Genomic DNA, 23,912 nt, shown 5'->3' on the forward strand with positions numbered 1-23,912 from the left:
CGCTAGCGATATCCGTCCGCTGGCTGATAGTTCCCCCTCCGGTGAGGCTTCAGCAAGTGCGTCCGAAAGCGCATCCGCGAGCGCCTCAGCATCGGCTTCGTCTTCCTCTTCCGACAAGTCCTATAAGGGCCTTGTGAAGTTCGATAACTTCGAGAAGAAGGGTGAGTACGTTCCTGCCACGGCTGAGAAGAAGGCACAGAATGTGCCCAAGCCTCTCGTTCCGGCGAACATGAACGAGCAGAGTGTTGACGGCATGTATGCGTTCATCGGCTACTGGCTGGCGAGCTTCAACTATGTGCTGATGACCGGTGATGCTGAGCCGATGAAGAAGGCTGACCCTGCAGATGTGTATGCGAAGAGCCTGCAGGAATTTACGTTGATGTACGAGAGTGATCTGGGTTGGATGTACGGTACGGACACCCCGGTTACTATGGAGTTGATTAGTAGTTCACCGCAGAAGGCTTCCGGTAGCAGTACCCGTTATAACTGGCCGGGCTACATGAACTACAGTGCCGATGCAAAGATTCATCGTGAGGGCAAGTCTGACCTACCTTTCAAGACGTCTTCTAGTCCGAACGGCAAGCTGATGAAGGCTGCTGTGGAGTACAAGGACGGTAAGTGGTTTATGCTTACCGGCGATGAGGGCTCTTCTGCATCTGCTTCTTCTGGTAGCTCTTCGTCTGTCTAGGCCATTGTCTTTGACAGCGTGAATAGGCTTCTCCCCCACCTGCGGTAATGCACCGTGGGCGGGGGTTTCTTTTTGCCGAAACGCTGCCAGAACTCTGCGGAAACCCAGGGAACACCCAGGGGAAACTCAACAAATGTTCTGAGTTGGCGGAGGGTGCCTCGGGTACGCTTAACGTATATACATTGACGTACTACATGTGGTCTTTGCCTGCAGGTTGTGAGCCCCGTACCGACGGCTTTGTGGGTGAAGAATCCGACGAAGGACTTCTGATGACTACTTTCTTCACTCGACGTACCGCCTTGGGTGTTGCTTTTGCGGGTGCACTTTCTGCGTTGACTGCGTGCGCCAGTGATATTCGCCCGCTAGCTGGCGGCACTGGCTCGGCTTCTCCGTCGGAGGCGGCGACCGCCTCCGAGACCGCCTCCGAAACTGCGTCTGCGAGTGCTTCGGCTTCTCCTTCTGCGTCTGCGAGTGCTTCGGTTGCTTCGGGTCTTCCGTCTTCGGGTAAGTCCTATAAGGGTCCGATGAAGTTCGATAGCTACGAGAAGACCGGCGAGTACGTTCCGGCGAGCGCTACGAATCCGGCTGAGAATATGCCGAAGCCTGTTCCTCCGGCGAATATGAAGGAGCACAGCGTTGATGGTGCGTATGCTTTCTTGAGTTTCTGGCTTGCTAGCTTGAACTATTTGATGATGACGGGTAACCCGGCCCCGATTGAACATATCTACTACAACGGCTACGGTTGGGAGAAGTATCAGAGCACGATCAAGCTGTATGCGTCGGGTGCTGGTTGGGTGTACGGTACGGAAACTCCGTATATTGTTGAGCTGCTGACGGATGCTCCTCGTGAGGTGCCGGGTAGCGACAATACCCGCTTTATTTGGGAAGGCTATTCCTACATGGACCCGAAGATGATGCGGCATTATAGGAATCAGCCTGAGAAGGCAACGAGCGCTGATGAGTCGAAGAAGAGGGTGGCGAGGTTCCGCCTTGAGTACAAGGACGGCAAGTGGGAGCTGTCTAGCGCCGCGTAGTTGCCGCCTTGCAGAGGGTTCGCTCTCGTAGTGATTTCTTATGTGATAAGACTCCGCACCTGGTAAAACGCTGGGTGTGGGGTCTTAATTTTCTGAACACTTGAGGTGGTCGCGGGGCTATGTGGTGGCTCTCGGGTAACCTTAAAAATATATACATTGACGTACTGATAGGTCTGTACGGGGTGCCTATGCCCGCCACGGTGTGTGGCGTGATTTGCTCTGTATTGGCTCCAACGAAGGGCTTCCGATGACTACCTTCTTCACTCGACGTGCTCTCCTGGGCGTGGGTGCGACCGGCATCCTTACGGCGCTGGCTGCGTGCGCTACCGATATTCGCCCGCTGTCGCAGGGTTCCGGCGGTTCCTCTGGTTCAGCTTCTGATGCTGCGTCTGGCGCGGCTTCTGGTGCGGCGTCCTCTTCTGCGAGCGCTTCGGCGTCGCCTTCTCCGACGGATGGTCACACTCCCGGCTCATACGTGGGCCCGATTAAGTTCAATAACTACGAACGGAACGGCACCTACATTTCTGCGAATGCGGATGCGCCAGCGCAGAACGTGCCAAAGCCTCTGATCCCGGAGAAGATGAAGGAAAACAGCCCCGAGGGCGCCTACGCTCTGATGGGTTATTGGCTTGCGTCCCAGAATTATCTGATTCTGACCGGCGACGTTGAGCCGCTGATGAAGGCGGATCCGGCGAAGGCTTTTCTGAGGAGCTCTAAGACCATGATTAAGCTCTACGAGTCGGGTCTGGGTTGGGTTTACGGTTCGGATCAGCCGTACAAGATTGAGATTGCGGAGAATGAGCTTCAGCCGGTTGCTAATAAGCCGGACCGTTACGAGTGGCTTGTGACCGTCGCGTATGACGCTGCCGCTAAGTACCACATTGAGGGTGAGCCTGATGCGACTATCGTTGAGGAAGAAAAGACGATTCCTCGCACGACGAAGTTCATCATGGAGTACAAGGAAGGCATGTGGCGCATGCTTTTGAACAACGATAGTTAGTTTCCCTCATCTTCTGATACGCACTACTTAAGGATTTTTCATGGCAGCTTTTCTTTCTCGACGTGCCGCACTAGCAGCTGCTACCGGTGCTGGCGCGGCTGCGGCGCTGACAGCTTGCGCTAGCGATATCCGTCCGCTGGCTGATAGCTCCGCCTCCGGTGAGGCTTCGGCCAGTGCCAGCGCTTCTGAGTCTGCGAGCCCTTCTGCTAGCGCCTCTTCGGGTGGTTCTTCTGAGAAGTCCTATCTGGGGCCGGTAAAGTTCGACAACTATGAGAAGAAGGGCGAGTATATCCCTGCGGATGAGACGCATAAGGCGCTGAACATGCCTAGGCCTCGACCGCCGGCAAATATGTACGAGAATACTGTTGATGGAGCTTACGCGGCCTATAGTTTTTATGAAGCAAGCCTCAACTACTTAGTACTTACCGGTGATGTTGAACCGTTGAAAGAAGCTGATCCTGTTGGCAAGGACGTCAAAGCTTTTCAAGGTTATGTAACTGTATACGAAACCAATGAGGGATGGTTTTACGGTTCGGAGAAACCGGTTCAAACTGAGATGCTAACCCCCCGGCCTGAAAAGGCATCAGGTAGCGACACCCTCTATATTTGGCCTATCAGATTTGTTAGGGATTCTAATGCGATGTCTCGCATTGAAGGGCGAGCAGATGAGCCTATGTTCCCTAGTAAGGCTTTGACTCCTGACCACGCCAAGCTGAAGTTGTCCTATAAGGACGGTAGATGGTTTTATGCCGCCACTAAGGGCGGCGAGCAGAGCACTCCAAGCCCAAGCGCTAAAGCATCGACTGAGGCTACCCCTAATAACGCCTAGAGCATCTTTGCAGAGTTCACCTTAGGGGTGAGGATCTACCTCACTTATAGGGTTAATAAGCTCCAGAGCTTCATCCCTTACCCTACTTATCATTTAAGGATTTTTCATGGCAACTTTTCTTTCTCGACGTGCCGCATTAGCTGCTGCTACCGGTGCCGGCGCGGTTGCAGCACTGACTGCTTGCGCTAGCGATATTCGCCCGCTGGCTGATAGCTCCGCCTCCGGTGAGGCTTCGGCCAGTGCCAGCACTTCTGAGTCTGCGAGCGCATCCGCCTCGGCATCTGCTTCAGCGACTGAGTCTGCTAAGAAGTCGTACAAGGGCACGGTGAAGCTCGACAAGTACGAGAAGAACGGCGAGTACGTTCCTGCCACGGCTGAGAAGAAGGCGCAGAACGTGCCGAAACCTATTGTTCCGGAGAAGATGAACGAGGCAACCATTGAGGGCATGTACGAGTTCCTCAGCTACTGGGTGGCAAGCTTCAACTACATGTTTATGACCGGTGATTACGAGCCGCTCAAGAAGGCTGACCCGTACTCCCGCTATGCGAACGAGGGCAGCAATGCTGTTATCATCTACTCTTCCGGCAGGGGCTGGGTATACGACACGGATACGCCGGTTACCGTTCAGCTTCTGACCGACGCCCCGAAGAAGGTCGCGGGCGGACCCAACCGCTACGATTGGCTCGGACGCATCATCTATGACCCCAACGCGAAGATCCACATTGAGGGTCAGGACCCCGCTCCCCTAGTCGATGGATCCACTAAGAGCGAGGCAACCAACTTCGCGGCGGACTACAAGGACGGTGCGTGGTACATGCTCAGTGATGAGGATGCTGATGCATCCTCTTCCGAGAAGAGCAGCGCTAGCGCCTAAAACCCGCCTCTAAGCGGCTGGTTCTAAAAGTGAGGGAAGCTCCCGTATGCAGTTGAGATTGCATGCGGGGGCTTCCTCTTTACCTACGTGCGGTGGCGATGTTCCCTTATGCGTTCATGAGCGGACTTTGAACATGCATCAGTTCCTTCGGGTACGCTTAAAAGTACACTGACAAACCGTTTAGGGGTTCTCATGCCTACTTTCGTTACTCGCCGCACCGCCCTGGGCGTTGCTACCGCTGCCGCGCTCGCTTCCCTGACTGCCTGCGCAAGTGATATTCGCCCGCTGGAGGACCCGAGCGTAGTTGACCCGATGCGCCCTTACAAGGGTGACTTGAAATTCAATAGCTACAAGTCCACCGGAACCTACCGCCCCGCAAGCACCACGAAGAAGGCGGAGAACCCGCCCATGCCCGTTCCTCCTGAGAACATAAAGTCGAAGACGATCTCGGGCATGTATGCGGCGCTGGGCTACTGGCTCGCAGCCCTGAACTATCTGACGGTTACCGGCGACGCTGCCCCGTTCAAGGACGTGGACCTAGACGGTATCTACGTACAGAAGATGAAGATATACGTAGACTTGTACGCGAAGGATGAGGGGTGGATGTACGGCACCGATACGCCGCTCTTGGCTGAGCTGATCGAAGAGACTCCACAGAAGGTTGACGATGAGCAGTACCGTTGGAAGGGTATTGGCCGTAACCATAAGGCCGCCGTTCTCCATTACGTACCGGAGGACAGGGATATTCACATTGCAGATACGAGCGGCAGCTCTGCTAATGATGAGGTCACTTTTGTGTTGAATTATCGGAACAATACGTGGATGGTCACCATTGAGACGAAAAGCTCTTCGACAGCTGCCCCCGACTCCTCGGGCGGAAGCAATTCTGGCCTCAATGTTTAGGATGCAGTGGCATAGACACCGACACCACGTACGCCTAACAAACAGCACTTTTCGTTAGCTAACGCAGTTTTTGTAGTATTTTCCCAGGTTTAATACCCAAGAAATCATAAACATATCCAAATACACTAAGGTACCCTGAAGTAGATGCACCGATAATCTATTGAAGGGTACCTTATGTCTACCTTCGTGACCCGACGCGCCGCCCTTGGCATCGCCACCACCACCGCGCTCGCCTCCTTGACCGCCTGCGCCAGCGATATTCGCCCGCTCAGCAACCAGAGCACGCCCGGGGAACAACGCTCCTACAAGGGCGAGCTGAAGTTCAACGGCTACGAATCACGCGGCACCTACGTTCCCGCAACCAGCTCGAAGAAGGCGGAGAATCCGCCCAAGCCTGTCCCTCCTGCAGAGATGAAAGCCAAAACGACGGAGGGCATGTACGCCGCCATAAACTACTGGTTGGCTTCTTTCAATTACCTTATGATTACCGGCGACATTGAGCCGTTTAAGGCTGTGGATATAAACCGAAACGATATCTACAAGGCCGAACCTTTCGTCGAATTTTATGAGAAGAACACTGGCTGGGTGTACGGTACTGATGCGCCATTCTCAGCAGAGCTGACCGAGGACGCTCCGCAGAAGGTTGACGAACAACAGTACCGCTGGCTGGGTGTTGGCCGGTATAACAAGGAAGCAAAGATTCACTACACAGATGGCAGGGAACTCACCATGGCTTCATTGAGTAGCGGCCCCGGTGATTATGAGTTCTTCTTTATCTTGGAGTATCAGGATGGCGCCTGGACGGTTCGGAATGAACCAGCCAAACTTACAACGAGCTCACCCAGCTCAAGCGCGAGCAGCTCCGGCACCTCCATTTAGAACCCCGGTCATATCGTAGTCGTGCGAAAATCTCTGTGCCCCGTGTTTTTCGTCATCTACCGCCGCTTTTACGGCGTTGAAGGCGCACACAACATTGGGCTGGCCGCTCCCCTGCGATATTCTGGAATTAGTTCAATACCGGCACATACTTTATTCACCTCAGAAAGAGCCCCATGTCTACCATGTATACCCGCCGCACCGCCCTGACCGCACTGGGCCTGGGCACCGCTGCACTTCTTGCCGCATGTTCCTCAAAGTCCTCCGAATCTTCAGCAACCGCGAGCGCATCCGCACCCGAGTCTTCGGCATCCGCGAGCGCTACCGCATCCGTCTCCCCCACCGCGGAGGCAACCACTACCGTTGAGCCTGGCCCCAGCATGAAGGGTGAGGTCGTTCTTGCCGACTACTCCTCCACCGGCACTTTTGAGCCCGGCACCAAGGAGCACAAGGCAGTGAACGTTGCGATCCCCGTGGAGCCGGCGAAGCTGCGTGAGAACAGTGTTGAGGGTCTGCACGCGTTCATTGCGTACTGGCAGGCTACCCTGAACTACCTGCTGCTGACCGGTGACGGTACCCGCTTCACGAACATTGACCACACCGGCGACTACTCGACCGTGGCTGAGTTCTTCCAGAGCATGTACGCTTCGGAGAGCGGCTGGGTTATTGGTTCGGAGCGTCCGATGGTTCTGTCGCTGACCGCTGACCGCCCGACCAAGGACATCCGCACCGGCTACTACACTTGGGCAACCGAGATGGTGATTGATGGTGCTGAGGGTGCTGGCGTGTACAGCAAGACCAACGATCGTGTGCAGCCGCTGACCGAGGTGTTCAAGTACCCGGGCAAGCCGGTGGCTGGCCAGATTGTGGCGCACTACCAGGACGGCACTTGGCGTATGGTGCGTCGCGCTCCAGGTACTGCGTCTGCTTCGCCGGTTCCGTCGCTGAGCCCGAGCGCTTCGGCTGAGGGTACTGCGTCTGCGGAGGCTACCACTGCTTCTGCTGAGGCATCGGCACAGTAGATTCAGATCCCCTTTATACCGCTGAGAAGCCACATGTGTTTCGAGAAGCCACCATTATGGTTGCTTTTCGAAACACATGTGGCTTTTCGCCTTTATTCTTTGAGAGGCTCACTGCGCCGCCATAGAATCTAAAAGATCATCCGACAGATACAGACAGATATAAACAAAAAACCTTGATTCCGAAGAACCAAGGCTTTTTTCCTAGTGTGACCCCAACCGGATGGGTACGGTGATGAGGGCGCATAATGCCGAGCGCGCGAGGGATTTCATTATGCGTCCGAATGCCACGCCGTAAGAAGTGGCGGGGCATGATGCCGAGCGTGCGAGGGATTCCATCATGCCCCGGAGTGCCGCGACGTAAGGAGCGGCGCCGTGAGAGGCTCACGGCGGCACCATAGAATCTAAAACCAATTTCACCGAATAAACAAATAAACCCTCAGTCAGAAGACTGAGGGTTTATTTCCTAGTGTGACCCCAACCGGATTTGAACCGGTGTTGCCGCCGTGAGAGGGCGGAGTACTAGGCCGCTATACGATGGGGCCGTGAGATTTACATCTCTTTTACCAGGTCTCCCTGGCAACACATATAACTATACAGAGCTTCCCAGGAACAACCAAATCGAAAAGCAGTGAATTGAGTCACATATTTTACACCGAGTGCAAGACCCTCAGCACCGGCTCTTTTCCAGCAGCACCAGGCGCCCCCCCCCCCCCCCGCAGATAGACACAAAAATGCGCCCCGCACAGTGTACGGGGCGCATCCGCTCAAACTAGAGCAAGAAACTATGCCTTACGGCGGCGAAGCACCATCACGGCGGCACCAGCAATCAATGCAAACGCACCGACAGCAGCCAGGCTCAGAACATTCTGAGCACCGGTCTTAGCCAGCGAGCCCTTGCTCTGAGGCACAGACTTGGTAGCCGAAGCGCTCACCTGAGAATCCGAACCGGAGCCCTTAGACTGATCCTCAGACTTCACCGAAGAAGAGTTCTTCAGCGGCGCGGTCTTCGCGGTGGTTTCCAGCTGGTCGTTAGCTTCCTCAGCCTTCAACTGTTCGTCCTTAGACTGCTCAGCCGCAGGCTTCTCTGCTACTGCAGCAGGTGCGGAAGGCGATGCCGAGGCGTTGGCGGGGAATGCCGGCTCGTCAGCCTCATCGCGGTTATCTGCATTGCCGGCGTCCTTCGCATCGTTGACGATCAGCGAAACAGCCGAATCGTAATTGCGGTTGGTAGCCACGTCAGAACCAGCGGTGACGGTACCGAGCATGTAGCCCTGGCTGTACTGCATGGTATTCGCGGGAACACGCAGGGTCGCATCGAAGGAGTACTTGCCGGTGCGTGCGTTGTAAACAAACGCGCTCGCCGGAACAATGGTGGACACCTTCTGGATGCTTGCCAGTTCGCTATCGGTCAGCTTGTCGAATCCCATCGACCATTCGCCTTCCTTGACGAGGAACAGGCGAATACCTTCGGCCGGGGGCTTCTCAAAGTCGTAGCCGGACACGTGGAAGGTGTAGGGGCGGGTAATGTCGACGGTACCCTCAGCGAAGTTCAGGGTGGGGTCAATCAGCACTGCGGTAGCCTGCTTCGGGTAGCCCTGGAAGGGAACCTTAGCGGGGTTGATGGTCGCGGTGGAGGTGAACTCACCCTCAGAAACCTCAGCGTGGAACTTCACGATAGAGTTCGGAACCAGCTTCTGCTGCGAGGAAGGAATAGCCTTGCCGTTGCGGTCCACGGTCGCCTTGGAGGTGTAGGTGTCGGTCATGGAGCCGTCACCGGTCTTCGAGTTCAGCACGTAGGGTACTGCCGCGGTGGTGTTAGCGATGTCCTGCTTATCCACTGCGATGACGGAGCCATCCTCGGTGACGGTCAGGTCGTTAGCCTTACCGCCGTTCATCTCAACCTCACCGATCACGCGGTCAGTCTTAGCATCGAAGATGGCGATCTTGCCGGTGCCGAAGTCGGTCACGTACACCAGATCGCGGCCCTCATCGTTCTCCATGGACAGCGCCTGGGTACCGAACTTAACGAACTTCTTGAACGCACCGGTGCTCAGGTCGTAGACAGAGATACCGGAGTTCACGCCGTCCACACCCTGCGAGGAGACGTAAATTTCGTTCTCGGAGTGGTCAATAGTGACATCCGAGGGGCGAACCTCAACGGAGGAGTTCTCGCCGCGGGTCTGAATAACCTGCTCGGTCTTGAAGGTCTTGGTGTTGATGACGAAGACCTTGCCGCCGGTGCGCTCGGGCACGTACAGCTTGTCTCCATCAATGGTCATGTTCATGCCGATGTAGCGGGTACCGCCGTTGGGGGCGCCCTCCAGCTGCAGCTTGGTGACCTCGAAGGTCTTCATGTCGATTGCGGACACATAGTAGCGGCCGGTCACGAACACCTTGCCGGAGTTGTGGTCCACCAGCACAGAGCGGGGGTGCTCAATCCAGTTCGGGTCGCTCTCAGCGATACCGTGGTTAGTCCAAATCTGTTCCATGGTGTTCTGGTCGAACACGGACAGGGAGTTATCGGTGGTGTTAGTAACCCACACGGTGCCGGACACGTCATCAACAGTGATGCCGTACGCGGAAATGTAGCCAAATTCGCCGTTCTTATCCAGCTCGAAAGGAAGCGCTGCTACTTCTTCAATCTGAAGAGTGTCTGCGTTGACACGAGCAATGGTGGAGGCGAGGTCGCCGCGTGCACCCACGCCGACCATCCAAATCTTGTTGGTCGCCTTAGAGTAAGCAACCTGGTACTGGCCGGGCAGACCCTGGGTAATCTGCGCGACGGACGCGGAGGTGTCAACAACGCGGCTCAGCGATGCGGTGGAAGGAGCCGAGGCGCTGGGCGAAGCGGTCTGATGTGCGGTATTCGGTGCTGCGAAGGAGGCAGGAATCATGGCTGCGCCGGAGATTGCGAGCGCGAGGGAGCCGACGGCGAGCCCCTTCAATGCTTTGCCCGAGGAGGGAGTGAGGTTCAATGTGTGTCCTTCAAATGTGTAACGGAAGTGCTCACATGCCGCATGCGAATGCTAACGAGACACCCGTGAATATGCGGTGACATATTCGACGGCACGAAAAGCAGAAGTGTAGGTAACGCATAAATTTACTTACCTTCTAATCCTCAGTGTTTTCCTAGGAAAATACAAGCAGCGACGTGGGTGTGTTTTGTGTTTTTGTGAGTGATCCCCTAATTAACCTTCAGTATCACGTGAAGGTTGATGTGTATCCAGGGTTTTTCCTTGCTCTTACGGGAAAAAACCCTGGTCACTAGGGGTATTGTGATGCTTTTATATTTACACATTAATGTAAAAGTTTAGGTGAGGCGCGCCAGCGACATTCACCACGGGCCACACATTTTTTCAACATTCAAAACCTATATTTTTACAGGCAAGTGCACATATATAAATATGCTTTAAAAACCACCCACCCAGCATTAGCCCAAGCAGGCGCACAAAAGGCGGGTACCCCTCCCCCAGATTCGAAGAATCCGAAAGAGAAAATACCCGCCTTTTCACGCGTTATATCGAGCCTTTACGCCCGAGAACTAAACGCTATGCCTTGCGGCGGCGCACCACCAGAGCAGCACCCGCAACCAGAGCCACAGAAGCGAAAGCAACCAGCGGCATCACAGCGTTAGCACCGGTGTTCGCCAAAGCGCCACGCGAAGAGCCAGCCTGCGAGGAACCAGCGTCGCTCTTAGCTACCGAGGAGCCACCGCCCAAATTATCGGAGCCACCTGCAGAGGAGCCACCGTTCTTCACAGCCGAACCGGACTTATCAGCCTTCACAGCATCCGGAGCAGGCTTGGAGTCAGACTTGGAGTCCTGTGCACCGGTCTTAGCGTCAGACTTCGAATCAGACTGAGATGCCTGATCCTTGGAGGTCTGATCCTTAGCCTCTGCGGTGTTCTCAGACTTAGCGTCAGACTTCTTGTCCTCAGACTTCGGGTCAGCCGGCTTCGGATCTGCAGGCTTCGGGTCAGCAGGCTTCGACTCCTCAGCCTTCACACCGGTCACCGTCGGGTAACCCGCAAAGTCCAGCGAAGTCGGGGTGATACCCACCGGAGCTGCGCTCGCGTCGGTGTCCTTCACGCCAACCTTGAACTTCAGGATCGAGTTAGCCTTCAGCTGCTGAACCGATGCGGGAACGTCGTTACCCTGGCGGTCCTTGGTGGGCAGGGTGGTGTACTCGCTGGCGGTGCTGATCTCGCCGGTGGTGCCGTTGAGCACGTAGGGCAGGGTCACCTTCTCGTCGCGGTCCTTCTTGTCGAGGACCAGTACGGAGCCATCCTTGAGCAGGGTCACGTCGTTTGCGGCTGCGCCGTTCATCTCGACCTCGCCGATGACCTCGTCAGCGCGGCCGTCGAAGACAGCCACCTTACCGGTACCGAAGTCGGTTACGTACACCAGGTCGCGGTCCTCATCGTGCTCCAGGGCGAGCGCCTGGGTGCCGAACTTGACGAACTTCTTGAACTCGCCGGTGGTCAGGTCGTACACGGAGATACCGGAGTTGACGCCCTTCACACCCTGGGAAGATACGTAAATCTCATTCAGCGAGTGGTCCACAGCAACGTCGGAGGGGCGAACCTCAACGGTGGAATCCTCACCCTGAGTCTGGATGGTCTTCTCAACCTTGAAGGTCTTGGTGTCCACGACGAAGAGCTTGCCGCCGGTACGCTCGGGAACGTACAGCTTACCGCCGTCCAGGAACAGGTTCATGCTGATGTAGCGAGTACCGCCTTCGGGGGCACCCTCAAGCTGAATCTTCTCAACCTGCTTAGTCTTCAGGTCAATAGCAGAGACGAAGAAGCGGCCGGTCACGAACGCCTTGCCGGACTCGTGATCAACCAGAACGGAGCGGGGGTGCTCGATCCAGTTCGGGTCGTCCTTCTTCACGCCCTCGTTGCTCCAGATGAGCTTGAGAGTCTGCTGGTCGTACACTGCCACGGAGTTGTCGGTGGTGTTGGTAACCCAGACGGTGCCGTCCACGTCATCAACGGTCACACCGTACGCGGAGGTGTAACCGTACTGGCCCTTGTCGTTCTTCTTCACGGGCAGCTCGGCGAAAGCCTCGGTCTGCAGAGTGTCTGCATCCACGCGTGCCAGGGAGGAAGCGAGGCCGCCGCGTGCACCCACGGTGGGCACGAACAGCTTGTGGTTCTTCTTGGAGTAGCCAACCTGGAACTGGCCGGGCAGACCCTGAATGATGTTCGCAACGCTACCGTTTGCGTCCACGGTGCGGTGTGCCTCGGTGGAGGGGGTGGTGGCGTTGTTGTCGGCCGCCTTGGTCTTGGTGGCGGTTGCCGGGTAGCCCTGGAACTCGCGGGTTTCGGGGGTGACCTGCTTGACCTCGGAGTTGTCGCCTGCGGTTGCGGTGACCTTGAACTTCAGGATGGAGTTCGCCTGAATCTCGGAGGTCTTGGCGGGAACCTCGTTGCCCTGCTTGTCCTTAGAAGGCTTGCTGGTGACCTTATCTGAGGTGCTGACGGTGCCGGTGGTGCCGTCGAGGACGTAGGGCACAGTTGCGGTTGCGCCAGCCTGCTTGTCCACAGCGACAACGGAGCCGTTGGGCAGTACGACCAGGTCGTTTGCCTTGCCGCCGTTCATGGCGACCTCAGCGATCAGCTTGTCTGCTGCGCCGCCGTCAATCACGCCGACCTTGCCGGTGCCGAAGTCAGAGACGTACACCAGGTCGTTCGCCTCGTCGTTGTCCAGCGCGAGTGCCTGGGTGCCGACCGGGATGAACTTCTTGAACTCGTGGGTGGTCGCGTCGTAGATGGACACGCCGGAGTTCGCTCCCTTCACGCCCTGGGAGGAGACGTAAATTTCGTTCTGGGAGTGGTCAATCGCGATGTCGGAGGGGCGAACCTCACCCTCAGCGTTGCCCTTGGTGTCGAAGCTGGTCTCCACCTTGAAGGTCTTGGTGTCGATGACGAAAATCTTGCCGCCGGTACGCTCGGGCACGTACAGCTTACCGCCGTCAACCAGGATGTTCATGCTGATGTAGCGGGTGCCGCCGTCGGGTGCGCCTTCGAGCTGGATCTTCTCAACCTGCTTGGTCTTCAGGTCAATCGCGGATACGAAGAAGCGGCCGGTCACGAACGCCTTACCGGACTCGTGGTCAACCAGAACGGAGCGGGGGTGCTCAATCCAGTTCGGGTCGGTCTCCGCGATACCCGCGGTGGTCCAGACCTGCTGCATCGTTGCCTGATCGTACACGGACACGGAGTTGTCGGTGGTGTTGGTAACCCAGACGGTACCGTCTACATCGTCAACGGTGATGCCGTAAGCTGCGTCGTACTGGTAGCCCTTGTCGTTCTTGACGATGGGCAGCTCGGCGACTGCCTCAATCTTCAGGGAGTTCGCGTCAATACGAGCGATAGTAGAAACGTGCTTGTCGCGGTCAGCGGTGCCCGCAACCCAAATCTTGTTGGTCTTCTTGGAGTATGCGACCTGGAACTGACCGGGCAGGCCCTGGGTGATCTTTGCCATCGCCTTGTCGGTGATGGTGCGAGCGTCAGTGCTCTGGCTTGCCGCCGGGGTGGAGTCTGCCGCGAACGATGCGGGGATGGTGGCAACGCCGGAAATTGCCAGTGCCAGCGATCCAACGGCGAGGCCCTTGAATGCCTTGCTTGAAGCGAGGTTCATATGTATGTCCTTTTTCGTGGGTGGTGTGTGAAGGTGCGTCTCTCCCCCACCGATGGGTGGTGAGGCGCCGCGTTTTCCTTGCTCTTTGGTGTGGGTTTCGTGGGCCCACGAGGAAGGAAACTAGTCTTCACACAGTATTAAGTAAGGCAACCTTTAACTTACCTTCTAGGTAATACTTACTTAGCGCACAGGATTTTGCAAGATTTTAGGCATATATAACGCAAAATTTCATATGCCAGGCACAGCCTGTCACTAAAACTCCCCGAGGTGCGGCAATACGGGGCATAACAAAACCCCCGCCTCCAGCAAAAGCCAGAAGACGGGGGTTCCACACACCCCAACACACACGGTGCCGGGGGTTAGCTAAAAATTAGGAGACATACGAGAAGTCAGTGAACAGCAGGTTCTGCAACTTGTAGCGGCGAATGAAACGAGCCAGCTCCGCGCGAGTAGTCGGCGCGGTCGGGTTGAACACGCCCGAAGAATCCAGCACGATGTCGTTCGCGCCAGCCCACGCAACGTAACGGTGCAGAGTACCGGCACCGAGCACGTCGCGGAAACGAGAACCAGCACCCTCGTTCATTTCAGTCAGCTGAACCTCCGCGTTGTACTGGAACAGTACAGCCGCCAGCTCCTCATGAGAAACCGGTGCGGTCGGGTCAATCTTGTCGCCACCAGTGAGCGGCTCGGTGATCTTGCGGTCACGAGCCCAGTGCAGCGCATTCGCGGTCGGGCGGTCTGACGCATCCGCAAAGGGTGCAACCTCCGAGTTTTCGCTCACGCCAGCGTGACCTGCAGCGTGGTTCAGCAGAGCAATAAGCTCCTCGCGGGTCACAGGGCGGTCCGGCTCAAACGCGCCAGACTGCGGGTTCGGCATCAGCCACTTCTTCTGGTTCGCCATGCGGATATCCTCAGCGAACGGGTGGCTACCCGGAACGTCCTCGAAAGAAGTCTTCAGGATCTTAGTCTCAGCCACGGGAATGCGCGCAGCAATCTGGTGGGTAACCTCCTGACCCCACGGGTCGGAGCAAATATCCAGCTGCAGGGCGTGATCAACACCCTCACCCTGCATCAGCTCGATGGGGAACTGGTCGCTACCGCTGAAGCTGTCAGCTTCACCGTCAAATTCGGGGGTGAGCGGCCAGGAGCGCAGAGTTTCGAAAGAGTCGTTACGAACGTAGCCGTGGCGTACGGTCAGAGTGGTGCCTTCGGTGAGGAATTCGCGCAGACCGTGTGCAGTGTAGTTGACGGTCATACCGGTTTCAGTGATGGTGGCACGCTGAATAACGAGGCGCGGGCCTTTAGTTTCCTCGGTTGCCGGGGCAAGGTTTGCGGGAGCTTCGTCAGCCTGAGCGGCCTGTGCCTGCAGGGTCAGTGCGCCTGCAGCGGCGGCGGCGGAAGCACCCTTTACGAAAAATCGTCGTGAGAGTCGATGGGTAAGCAAGGGCATGATTGTCCTATTCAGTTCTTGTTTGAGTTGAGTGAGTTACGGGTGGCAGGATGCGCGGACAGCGGCGTAAACGGTGAGTGAGGCCGATACGTTGGGTTCCCTCCCCTGTGTGCGTGAGTGAGACGCAGCATACCGGGGTGCGGGTGTCTGTCGGGCGGATGCGCGGTGAGTGAGACCGGCACGAGTTCCCTGACCCAGTCATCTAGCGTACCTTAAGGTTTCCTATAAAGCGAAGACGAACCGGCGGTGATTTTACGCCCATTTTCGATATCCAACGAAGTAGAGGCGATATCTGGCAAGGTTTGCCGGAAGTTGGTATGGGTTCTTGATGGGGTGATTTTGGGTTGTTCCACACCGAGGCGTTCCGAGGGGTGGATTATGTGGGTTTCTGAAGTTTTATGTGTGACACGCCGTTTCAAGCCCTTTTCAAAGAGTTATAGTTATTGGTACCCTATCACTGTTCCTATATCCTCAACAAAGGAGTTACCCATGGAGGCCAAGGAATTCTCATACGAGAAGGCTCTCCTCTTTTTTGCCAAGTCTAAGTACGCCGACCTTTTCGGCGTAGCACTGGTTATCGCCATCGCAGTCGCCTCAGGATACCTGAGCACCACCCTCGACAAATACGTCGACTGGGGCCCGATCACGAAATTCATTCCCCTCGGCGTGATTTCCGTAATTAACGTGGGTATTTCAATGATGTCTACCCGCCTGACCGGCCGCCTCTCAAACATCGGCAACGTGCTAGGCATTATTAACACGGCGCTGTCTTGCGCGATTGACTACATTATGGGCAACAAGGCGGCAATCATCACCTACCCGGTGACCTTTATCGTGTACACCTTCGCGATTCGCAGGTGGCAGAACTCCGAACGCGGCAAGGCGTTGGAACCGCCGACCGGCACGAAGGGGCTGCTGATTATTAGCGGTATTGTGGCGGGTTCGTTCGCGTTCTCCCTGGCTGCGAACTACATTGGCTACCGCGGCCAGATGACGTTCCTGTTCTGGATCACGACCGTAGTGTTCGGTCTCTCCCTGTCAGCAAACATTCTGAACGCGCTCAAGCTCACGATGCAGTGGCAATTCTGGTTCCTGTACAACGCCGTGCAGTGCGTGAAGTCGCTAACCCAGGGCAACTTCGCGAACGTCGGCAAGTACATCTTCTACATCATCAACAGCGTGGCAGCGCTCCTACTGTGGACCCGAAGCGGCACCGCAGCCAAGGGAGCAGTGGCGGTGGCGTAAGGGGCGGTTCCCTAGCGCACTAGCTACCGCATATCCACTCAGCGATATGTAGACGCTCAACATTACAGATGCAGGGGCCCTCCGGTGATTCAACCGGAGGGCCCCTCCCCTGCATTGTGCGGGCATATTTACTGGCTTTATTTACCAGTATCGGTAAGCGGCTAGGCTAGCCCAGCGGAATCGCGCTACCCTTCAGAACCTGACGCTCAGGTGCCGAATCGCTACCCACCTTCGCGATGGGGAAAGCAACAAAGGCCTGAACGCCCTTCTCACGAAGAATCGCCTTCTCATCCGCCAACTCAGACACGAAAATGTCAGTACTCCAAGAACCGCGGTCCATCGCTTTACCGAGTTCGTCAACCACCCTACGGTAGGGGTGGCTGCGCAACACGGTTCGCAACCGGGCGGGCGTAACCCTTCCGAAGGGTACCGGAAGCACCATGAGCCGCGGGTGCAAAGCGTTGTACGGGTAGGCACCGGGGGTCACGCCGATTCGGTGGATCTGGTGAATCACCGGGAAGTTCGCAACACCCACCAGGGCACAGAAGGCGAGCGCAGTATCCGTCGGCTGCGGGACGGTGAAACCGGTTCCGGTTCGGGAATCCGGTTTCTTATCCAGCGAGTCGTGCAGGGTTTGCCCGGTAATACCGCTGAGCATCGCGGAAGGTTCCCAGGTTGCCAGGTCCGCGCACATCAGGCGCAGACGGTCCTTGACGAATTCCTGGCCCTTGTTGCGGGTTTTCATCTCCCAGCGGGATGCACCGTGGTCGGGGCGAGGCGCCTTGGTTTCAAAACGCCAGTATGCCGGTTCGCCCAGGCCAGCAATCCACAGAAGGGACAGCAGGTCGTCGCGTTCCGTCAGCGCATCCAGATGAGCCTGTCGGGTCTTCTGGTGAGAAGCCCAGTCGTCCGGGTACTTCTCCGCGTCAATTCCGCGAATACGCGGTGAGAACGGGGAGAAAATAGCGGTTTCCTTACCCGCACCGTAGGACTGGTCGACGTTCACCCAGCTACCATCAGCAGCCAGGGAAGAAACGTAGGAGTGCACGCACTCGGCAATTTCTTCTTCTGACACACCTTCAGCATGCATCTGGGCGCGCGGCTGACCTTCCTGAGACCAACCGACGGTGACGGTTCCGGGGTGCTTCTGCTCAACCATCAGGGACAGCCCGTAGAGAGCAAAATGGGTCAGCGCCGAGGTGTAGTCACCGGCAATAGTTAGCGTTGCCATTAGTGTCCCTCCCGTGAAATCTGGGCGTCTGCTGCGCGTTCAACGGCCTCAAGGTAAGCGGTAGCGTACGGGCCGTAGGTGCGGCTCGTCTGCTCCATGAGGTTATCCCAGTAACCGACATTGAAGAGTCGGGTTGCCTGTTCCTTGAGCGCTTCGTAGTCCAGCCCCTCGGGCAGGTAGCCTTCCTTGAGCAGGAAGCCTGCGTCGTGGGCGAAGGAGAACCGGCCGTGGCCGTGACTGCAACCGATGATGCGCAGTACCAGGTCGCGGTGCTCTCCCACCTTTTCGGGCGAGGCGGCAACCATGAGCGCGGACAGCTGCTCGTGACGCCACCCCTTCGGCAGGGCGCTACGGCTACGGGCGCGGTACGCCTCAGCGACGGAACGGCGGCCACTCTTCGCGAGCGCTCCCGCCTCCTGGTCTGCACCGAGCATCTGCTGGAAACGCAGGTCACGCTTACCCTCGTCGTGGTACTTTGCCGCCAGTTCCAGGGCCTCCGAGAATTCCGGTGCCAGGCCGAGGTTCTCGGCAAGCTGACGGGTACGCTCAGCAACATCGTTCTGGTGGTCGTCCAGAAGAACGGGGCCAGTCAGCGCCAGTTCCTGAGCGATATCGGAGCCTTCAATAGACTTTTTGTCGTCGGTCACGTCGGCGTACCAGGAAATAACTTCCTGACCGTCCTCAGCCTCGGTAGAAAGCTCAGAAGCAATCCTCTTCTGGCCGCCCGAAGCTTGGCTGTCAAGCAGTTCTGCTACCTCTTCGGGAGAGAGACCCAGATATTCCCTGAAGTCTTCCTCACGGTCCACGCACTTCTCGTACACGTAGAGCTTGATGCCCTCGGGGAAGGGCACAGCCTCCAGCTCGTCCTTCTTAGAAGGCAACTCACGCTGAGTCACAGCAATGTTTTGGTTCGTGAACGGAATACTCCCCGTATCAAGAATCAGAACGTCACCGGGAGCCAACGTCTGGTTGTTCTCTTCACCCTGGTCAGCATCCTGCCACAGGGAAATTTCACCCTGACGGTAAAGGAACTTACGCGGCTTCACGCCGTGCTCATCCTGGTGGTCCAGAATCTCCTTGAGAATCTTCAGATTCGCGGGGAAGGTTTCCTCGTCGCGCGGTGCGAAGTAGCCGGTCTTGAGAATCTCCATGGCGGCAGAAGTGTTGCTCGGCAGGTTATCGCGCACGATAACACCGCCCATCGCGGTTTCCGCCTCCAGGGAGTCGTGCAGCCACAGGTCAAGGTCCGGCTCGTCGTAGGGGTTCTCGTCGGTACGTGAGAATTCCAGCAGGTCAGACCATTCCGGTCGCTGGTAGAGCAGACGCTCCGGGGAGGACTGTACCGGCGGGTTCTTCACCATTGCAGCGGGGTTCACCGACGGGTTCTCAGCATCGTTGAGCGCTTCGAGCCAACCATACGCATTGCTAAGGTCGACCGCCTTGTAGGGAGGCGCGTCCTTCTTGACCGAGTCACCATTGGTAGGCCCAATAACGACGACCTTGGAATTCTTACGGCGGCCCAGACGGTTAACACGGCCGAAGCGCTGCGCCAAGGAGGAAGCCGGAGCCAGCTCGGTCACCAGGTCAGCAAAGTCAACGTCAATACCGACTTCAAGAGTCTGGGTGGCAACAACAACCTTCACGGACTCATCGCCTTCGGTAGTGAAGAGCTTGCTGTGCTTCTTCTGCAACTTTTTCAGGTCGTACGGGCGCATGCGTCCTACGAGAAGCTCAACCTCATCCTTTCCAAGCACCTTGTCCTTGGTGAGTTTCTCCTTGATGGAGATACCCGTCCGCACATGGTTGACGATACAACCGACAGTGTGGGCTTCATCGGAGCCTTCACCCGCCTCACGGTGAGCAAGGAAATCCTTAATTGCGTCCACAGCAGCATTCACGGTCGCAGCGTTACCGGGCTTGCCATCCCACTTATCGATGGGGCGGAGCACCAGTTCCTTATGCGAGTGGACACGCTTGCGCAGCTCTTCATCATTCGGGCTGTCGAGAGCCTCAATGTCCACGCCCAGCGTGGTTGAATCGCTGTCCTCAGTGGAGGGGGTAGCGGTCGTCTCAACCACCTGCAGGGTAGGAACACCCAGGTTGGCCTCGCGCTTCTGCAGCTCGGCAATACGCTGAGTGGTGTGCAGCAGCTGACGGTTCATGTGTGCCTCATCGAGCACCATGACGGTGTCCATGGCCAGCAGAGCGGTCTCACGCGGGCGGGCAGCCTTGGTGCTGCCGTAGCCGCGGAAGAGCGCTCGCGAACCGTACATATCCGGGGTTGCGGCGATGATTGCGCAAGCCGAAATGTCGGTGACCGGCAGGTTGCGGTTCGAGAGTTCGCCACGGATGTGACCAGTCTCGAAGGGTTTGCTCCCCTTCTCGTCGTTGCGGGTCTGGAAGCTCTGGAGAGCTTCAGCAACCCTACGCAGAATATCGGGCTCACCGGATCCATCAGCGAGCGCGTCCTCCAGGCAGCCGAGAATCTTGTCGGCACGGGTTGCCTGGCTGTCGACCAGCGCGCGGCGTCCCACGGTCACGCAGAGGCGACGGGGAACGCGCGGCGCGGCGCCAACCGCGGCGAGCGCATTCGCGAAGAGATGGATATCAACCACGGAGGACTTGCCGGAGCCGGTCGGCGCGTTAATACGTTCCGGCCATACGCCGTGCTCGCAAATGTGGTCGAGCACTTCTTCCTGCCAGCTGAAGGGGTAGCGCTTTTGCTTTTCCTTGGGTGCTTCGTTAGGTGCGTTGTTACGTGCGGCATCAAGCGCAGCATCAAGCGCGGCAAAGAACTCACCGAACTCATCACGAGTAATAGAGGGCAGCTTGGTAGCGGGGCTAGTCATGCTTTTCCTCCTTCTTGCGGCGATCGTATTCTTCGGTGGGCACGTCGAATGGAACCAGCAGGCCGCCGCCCATGTGGCGGGATTGGCCGATGGCTACGAGGGTCGTGTCCGTTGCCAGGTTGCCGAGGTCTACGACGCCGCGCCACGGTTCTACGGGCAGAGTGCGGGGCAGCTTGTAGGCGTAGGCGGCGGGGTTCTGGGTTACTCGGTGAGCTTCCAGAACCTTGGCTTCAGCCTTTTCCTCGACCTGATCCCTCAAGCTACGAATTCGTTCGCGTGCGGTTTCAGCCTCGGGCGCTTCGAAGCTGTCACGCCACACGTAAGCCATGGAAAGCAGAGCGGCGTCTGCGAAGGTCCAGGCCTTCGTCTCAGTCTTCTTCGGGCGGTTGAAAACGCGCGATTCGGGAACGGCCGCGCTGAGAGTACGCCACAGGCGCTTGTACCCAGTCTTGGGAGCATCCCAGAAACCCTGTGCGGGCAGGCGCTTCTGGCGAAGCTTCACGGTCAGTCGGGGGAAGTCCTGAGCGTAGAGAGTTTCTACGCTCCTGAGTGCGATACCGAGTTCTACTGCTTCATCGGTCGGGGCGCTTGCCGGGACCAAGACGAGCAGGACTCCCTGAGACTTCACTTCACGACGCAGGTAGTCAGGCAGGTAGCGGGCGGGCAGGTACTGCAGCGCCAGGCTGTTGGCCGGCTTGTGACCCTTGGGGTACCTGCCGGTGATGAGGCTGGGCGCGCCGAATCCTGCGGCAGCTACGAGAGCCTTGTGCAGCAGGGAGCATGCCTTGACGTACTGTTCGGGCTTCAGCCCTTCACCGTCTACTTCAAGGAGCCACAAGTATTCCCAGGGGCTGGTGGAGGTTTCAGCCTCCACAGGCTGGTACTTGATGGATCCCAGGCCTGCGGTGGGTACCGATGAGGGGCGCATCGTGTCGCTCGCTGCGGTCTTGTCGCCTGCCTTGGTGGGAACCTTGGCGGGGTACGCTTCTGCATGAGCACGCATGAGCGCGTTGATTCGACCGGGTACGGGTACGCGGACGGGCATACCGCCTGCTTCGAAGGGGCCCGACTTGGTGTCGATGGTGTGGGTGGGTTCCACGTCTCCGGTGTAGAGGGCGGTGAAGCTGCTGGCTTCTCCGAGGGAGGGTACTTCGCCACAGAGCTGGGTGATGGTTTCCGCGATGTCTGCGGGTACCTTATCGTACTGCCAGCCGATGGTGTCGGATACTGCCCAGCCGTCGGATACGGCGCGACGCTCGGTCTGCCGCCCATCCTTCTCTGAATATGCCACTTCTCGGTACATGAATCGGCTCATCTTGTTGGGTGAGCGGTACACGGGGCACATGTCGGGAAGCTGCAACCCGCTCGGAGGATTCTCTTCAAGCCATTTGAGAGCCTTGAGAGATTCTTCCGAGGGGGCAAGCCGCCCGTTTTCGATAATTGCGTGAGGTCCCTGCGCGGCCGCGCTGAGGAGCGCGGCCTGCAAGCGGGCAGGGTCGGGGAAGGCGTCGGGGCTTCCGTCCGCCTTGTGGCCCTGGTATACACCGAGCGGGAACCTCGCGAGAATTCCGAGGTTCGTCATATTATTCAGCGTCCTCCGCAGTGGCGTTCTTAATGATGATGGGGTTGCCTTCAACCTTGAAAGTCTGGCCATTCCAGTCAGCCACGCCAGCCTTCTTGGCATTCTCGATAGCCTCGAGGAGCAGCTGGTCGGTGTGTTCAACGGTCAGGGGTGCGAAGGGCTTCTTCTCGCCGAAACGCTGGTCGAGGGTGACAACGGGTGCGGCAGATTCGATCAGGTCACAGTTGGCACGGATGTAGAGTTCACGCTCCGCACGGGCAATAGCGTTGAGGCCGAGTGCGGCAAGAAGTGCACGCGCGGCAACATTCTTGGTCTCGTCCTGACCGAAGCGCAGCTGACGCAGGGTGGCGAGGCTCAGAACCCAAGAGCGAATAATGCGGCGGCAAGCTACAGCACCGGTTTCTTCGAGCGAGGGCGGGATGCTACCCAGGCCGAGAGTGGAAGCGGAGATGCGAGCATCAGCCTTGGCGGTCTTTACTTCCTTGCGGCGTGCGGCAACATTCTTGGCGCTCAGTTCAGCTTCCTGGTCATCGACGAGAGAGTTAAGTTCCTTGGCGCCAAGCTTTACGCTGGCGGCTACGGCGTCGACGCGGGCGCCGCCACGGCGTGCCTGTCGGTGTTCAGCGCCAGGATCCTGGTCTGCGAGGACGCCGATAATTTCACCGACGAGGGCGCTACGCAGGCGGACCTGGTTGCTCTTGCGGGTGGAGTCCCATGCGCCGAAGAGGAGCGCTGCAGGGGCGGTGTTGAGCAGTGCGCTCATGTCTGCGGGGGTGCAGTTGCGCAGTGCACGGTACTGGTCGTTTTCGGTGATGGGCTTACCGTCGACGTGACCGGCGCGGAAGTGGCCGTCGAAGACGCGGTGGGAGAGCTCCATGTCGCTGTATTCGACGGGGCCGTTTTCGGTCTGGTAGGTGACGACGGCGCGGGGAATCTTTACAGCCGCTTCGTCGCCGTACTGGCAGCCCTGTTCGATGGCGGCTTCTGCGCGATTGAGTTCGGACTGCTTGCTGTCGATGAGGACTACCTTCTGAGACTTGCCCTTGACAGCCTTCTCGGCATCCTTGGAATCTTCTTCCTTCTTAGGTTCGTCCTGACCTTCAGGCTTCTCTACGATGTAGCGGGTTTCGTAGGCGAAGACGGACTTGGAGCCGTCGACGAACTTGGCGGGTGCCACGGATGCGTGGGGGCCTGCTGCGGGTTCGAGTTCGGTGATGGAGGTGAGGACGGAGCCGCCGCCGAGCTTGACGTTTTCGATGAGGTCGGCGAGGGTGATGGTGTTCTGGGACTCGTTCTGGGACATGATTGTCTCCTTATATGTTGGGTGCACGTTTGCTTCGATGCGTTGGACATGCACGTTTGCTTGTATAGCTTTAAGCTACATCGGTTTTCCGAATGGTGCGCGTGTTTTCGTCACGCTGCTGATTCGGCATGCCGTTTCCTTCTCCCCTGTGCTGTCACGCCCAGTGTTTTGGGTAGTGACAGCACAGGGTATGGAAGGTAGGCATATGACCACACAAGCGGTCAGTATGCAGACAGATTGGGAGGCCCCTCCGTACTGCCGGTATACTGATTAGGTTATGTCTGCGGCAACAGGCATAACCGCCGCTTGATGCGGTAAATACTTATATAAACAAAAGCCGCCCGTTGCGCCTCTGAACTGCCTCCCGTTTCTTGGACAACGA

16 protein-coding genes and 1 tRNA gene are annotated in these 23,912 nt (G+C 57.5%); 9 read left to right on the top strand and 8 right to left on the bottom strand.

Features of this window, described 5'->3' with window-relative positions:
• From HMPREF2971_RS03690 to HMPREF2971_RS03725, 8 genes are all read left to right on the top strand, one after another.
• The coding region (locus HMPREF2971_RS03690) for a DUF6318 family protein (RefSeq protein WP_070691425.1) at positions 1 to 688 on the top strand (688 nt) is incomplete at its 5' end.
• A gap of 269 nt (positions 689 to 957) precedes the next feature.
• Positions 958 to 1,722: a DUF6318 family protein gene (locus HMPREF2971_RS03695; RefSeq protein WP_070691428.1), complete on the top strand. Its 765-nt coding sequence runs from the start codon at positions 958 to 960 to the stop codon at positions 1,720 to 1,722.
• 247 nt (positions 1,723 to 1,969) lie between these two features.
• Entirely contained in the window at positions 1,970 to 2,722 is a 753-nt protein-coding gene (locus tag HMPREF2971_RS03700; RefSeq protein ID WP_070691431.1) for a DUF6318 family protein, read from the top strand.
• Positions 2,723 to 2,762: 40 nt separating this feature from the next.
• Positions 2,763 to 3,551, top strand: coding sequence for a DUF6318 family protein (locus HMPREF2971_RS03705; protein WP_049353172.1), 789 nt, complete (start codon positions 2,763 to 2,765; stop codon positions 3,549 to 3,551).
• A 106-nt stretch (positions 3,552 to 3,657) separates the two neighbouring features.
• Positions 3,658 to 4,425: a DUF6318 family protein gene (locus HMPREF2971_RS03710; RefSeq protein ID WP_049341418.1), complete on the top strand. Its 768-nt coding sequence runs from the start codon at positions 3,658 to 3,660 to the stop codon at positions 4,423 to 4,425.
• A gap of 192 nt (positions 4,426 to 4,617) precedes the next feature.
• Complete coding sequence (locus tag HMPREF2971_RS03715) at positions 4,618 to 5,328, top strand: DUF6318 family protein (protein WP_012903688.1); 711 nt, start codon at positions 4,618 to 4,620, stop codon at positions 5,326 to 5,328.
• A 174-nt stretch (positions 5,329 to 5,502) separates the two neighbouring features.
• Positions 5,503 to 6,207 (top strand): DUF6318 family protein, encoded by a 705-nt coding sequence (locus HMPREF2971_RS03720; protein WP_012903689.1) that lies wholly within the window; start codon positions 5,503 to 5,505, stop codon positions 6,205 to 6,207.
• Between the two features lie 173 nt (positions 6,208 to 6,380).
• Positions 6,381 to 7,226, top strand: a complete 846-nt coding sequence (locus tag HMPREF2971_RS03725; protein WP_049341420.1) for a DUF6318 family protein — start codon at positions 6,381 to 6,383, stop codon at positions 7,224 to 7,226.
• A gap of 469 nt (positions 7,227 to 7,695) precedes the next feature.
• Here HMPREF2971_RS03725 and HMPREF2971_RS03730 read toward each other — a convergent pair.
• From HMPREF2971_RS03730 to HMPREF2971_RS03745, 4 genes are all read right to left on the bottom strand, one after another.
• Positions 7,696 to 7,768 (bottom strand) — tRNA-Glu (locus HMPREF2971_RS03730).
• A 240-nt stretch (positions 7,769 to 8,008) separates the two neighbouring features.
• A complete protein-coding gene (locus HMPREF2971_RS03735; protein WP_070691435.1) occupies positions 8,009 to 10,201 on the bottom strand; it encodes an LPXTG cell wall anchor domain-containing protein in 2,193 nt (730 codons plus the stop codon).
• A gap of 573 nt (positions 10,202 to 10,774) precedes the next feature.
• Positions 10,775 to 13,870 (bottom strand): DUF5074 domain-containing protein, encoded by a 3,096-nt coding sequence (locus tag HMPREF2971_RS03740; protein ID WP_070691438.1) that lies wholly within the window; start codon positions 13,868 to 13,870, stop codon positions 10,775 to 10,777.
• Positions 13,871 to 14,240: 370 nt separating this feature from the next.
• Positions 14,241 to 15,320, bottom strand: a complete 1,080-nt coding sequence (locus tag HMPREF2971_RS03745; protein ID WP_070691441.1) for an S-layer homology domain-containing protein — start codon at positions 15,318 to 15,320, stop codon at positions 14,241 to 14,243.
• A 489-nt stretch (positions 15,321 to 15,809) separates the two neighbouring features.
• Here HMPREF2971_RS03745 and HMPREF2971_RS03750 point away from each other — a divergent pair, with 489 nt between their 5' ends.
• A complete protein-coding gene (locus tag HMPREF2971_RS03750; protein ID WP_044150529.1) occupies positions 15,810 to 16,565 on the top strand; it encodes a nicotinamide mononucleotide transporter in 756 nt (251 codons plus the stop codon).
• A gap of 166 nt (positions 16,566 to 16,731) precedes the next feature.
• Here the strand turns inward: HMPREF2971_RS03750 and HMPREF2971_RS03755 are convergent, their stop codons facing one another.
• The 4 genes from HMPREF2971_RS03755 to cas7u are packed head-to-tail and all read right to left on the bottom strand — an operon-like array spanning position 16,732 to position 23,530.
• A complete protein-coding gene (locus HMPREF2971_RS03755; RefSeq protein WP_070691444.1) occupies positions 16,732 to 17,796 on the bottom strand; it encodes an aldehyde dehydrogenase in 1,065 nt (354 codons plus the stop codon).
• Positions 17,796 to 20,645 carry a type I-G CRISPR-associated helicase/endonuclease Cas3g gene (gene cas3u / locus HMPREF2971_RS03760; RefSeq protein ID WP_070691447.1) on the bottom strand — a complete coding sequence of 950 codons (2,850 nt, stop codon included), beginning with the start codon at positions 20,643 to 20,645 and terminating at the stop codon, positions 17,796 to 17,798. The genes HMPREF2971_RS03755 and cas3u overlap by 1 nt, the downstream gene beginning before the upstream one ends.
• Positions 20,638 to 22,227: a type I-G CRISPR-associated protein Csb2 gene (gene csb2 / locus HMPREF2971_RS03765; protein WP_070691450.1), complete on the bottom strand. Its 1,590-nt coding sequence runs from the start codon at positions 22,225 to 22,227 to the stop codon at positions 20,638 to 20,640. The genes cas3u and csb2 overlap by 8 nt, the downstream gene beginning before the upstream one ends.
• A 1-nt stretch (position 22,228) precedes the next feature.
• Positions 22,229 to 23,530: a type I-G CRISPR-associated RAMP protein Csb1/Cas7g gene (gene cas7u, locus HMPREF2971_RS03770; RefSeq protein ID WP_070691453.1), complete on the bottom strand. Its 1,302-nt coding sequence runs from the start codon at positions 23,528 to 23,530 to the stop codon at positions 22,229 to 22,231.
• Positions 23,531 to 23,912: the final 382 nt, after the last annotated feature.

The organism is Rothia sp. HMSC066G07, assembly GCF_001814485.1.
GTDB lineage: Bacteria > Actinomycetota > Actinomycetes > Actinomycetales > Micrococcaceae > Rothia.

Coding starts and splice junctions, on each gene's coding strand:
- HMPREF2971_RS03695 (WP_070691428.1), top strand. CDS start 958: ATGACTACTTTCTTCACTCGACGTACCGCCTTGGGTGTTGCTTTTGCG.
- HMPREF2971_RS03700 (WP_070691431.1), top strand. CDS start 1,970: ATGACTACCTTCTTCACTCGACGTGCTCTCCTGGGCGTGGGTGCGACC.
- HMPREF2971_RS03705 (WP_049353172.1), top strand. CDS start 2,763: ATGGCAGCTTTTCTTTCTCGACGTGCCGCACTAGCAGCTGCTACCGGT.
- HMPREF2971_RS03710 (WP_049341418.1), top strand. CDS start 3,658: ATGGCAACTTTTCTTTCTCGACGTGCCGCATTAGCTGCTGCTACCGGT.
- HMPREF2971_RS03715 (WP_012903688.1), top strand. CDS start 4,618: ATGCCTACTTTCGTTACTCGCCGCACCGCCCTGGGCGTTGCTACCGCT.
- HMPREF2971_RS03720 (WP_012903689.1), top strand. CDS start 5,503: ATGTCTACCTTCGTGACCCGACGCGCCGCCCTTGGCATCGCCACCACC.
- HMPREF2971_RS03725 (WP_049341420.1), top strand. CDS start 6,381: ATGTCTACCATGTATACCCGCCGCACCGCCCTGACCGCACTGGGCCTG.
- HMPREF2971_RS03740 (WP_070691438.1), bottom strand. CDS start 13,870: ATGAACCTCGCTTCAAGCAAGGCATTCAAGGGCCTCGCCGTTGGATCG.
- HMPREF2971_RS03745 (WP_070691441.1), bottom strand. CDS start 15,320: ATGCCCTTGCTTACCCATCGACTCTCACGACGATTTTTCGTAAAGGGT.
- HMPREF2971_RS03750 (WP_044150529.1), top strand. CDS start 15,810: ATGGAGGCCAAGGAATTCTCATACGAGAAGGCTCTCCTCTTTTTTGCC.
- HMPREF2971_RS03755 (WP_070691444.1), bottom strand. CDS start 17,796: ATGGCAACGCTAACTATTGCCGGTGACTACACCTCGGCGCTGACCCAT.
- cas3u (WP_070691447.1), bottom strand. CDS start 20,645: ATGACTAGCCCCGCTACCAAGCTGCCCTCTATTACTCGTGATGAGTTC.
- csb2 (WP_070691450.1), bottom strand. CDS start 22,227: ATGACGAACCTCGGAATTCTCGCGAGGTTCCCGCTCGGTGTATACCAG.
- cas7u (WP_070691453.1), bottom strand. CDS start 23,530: ATGTCCCAGAACGAGTCCCAGAACACCATCACCCTCGCCGACCTCATC.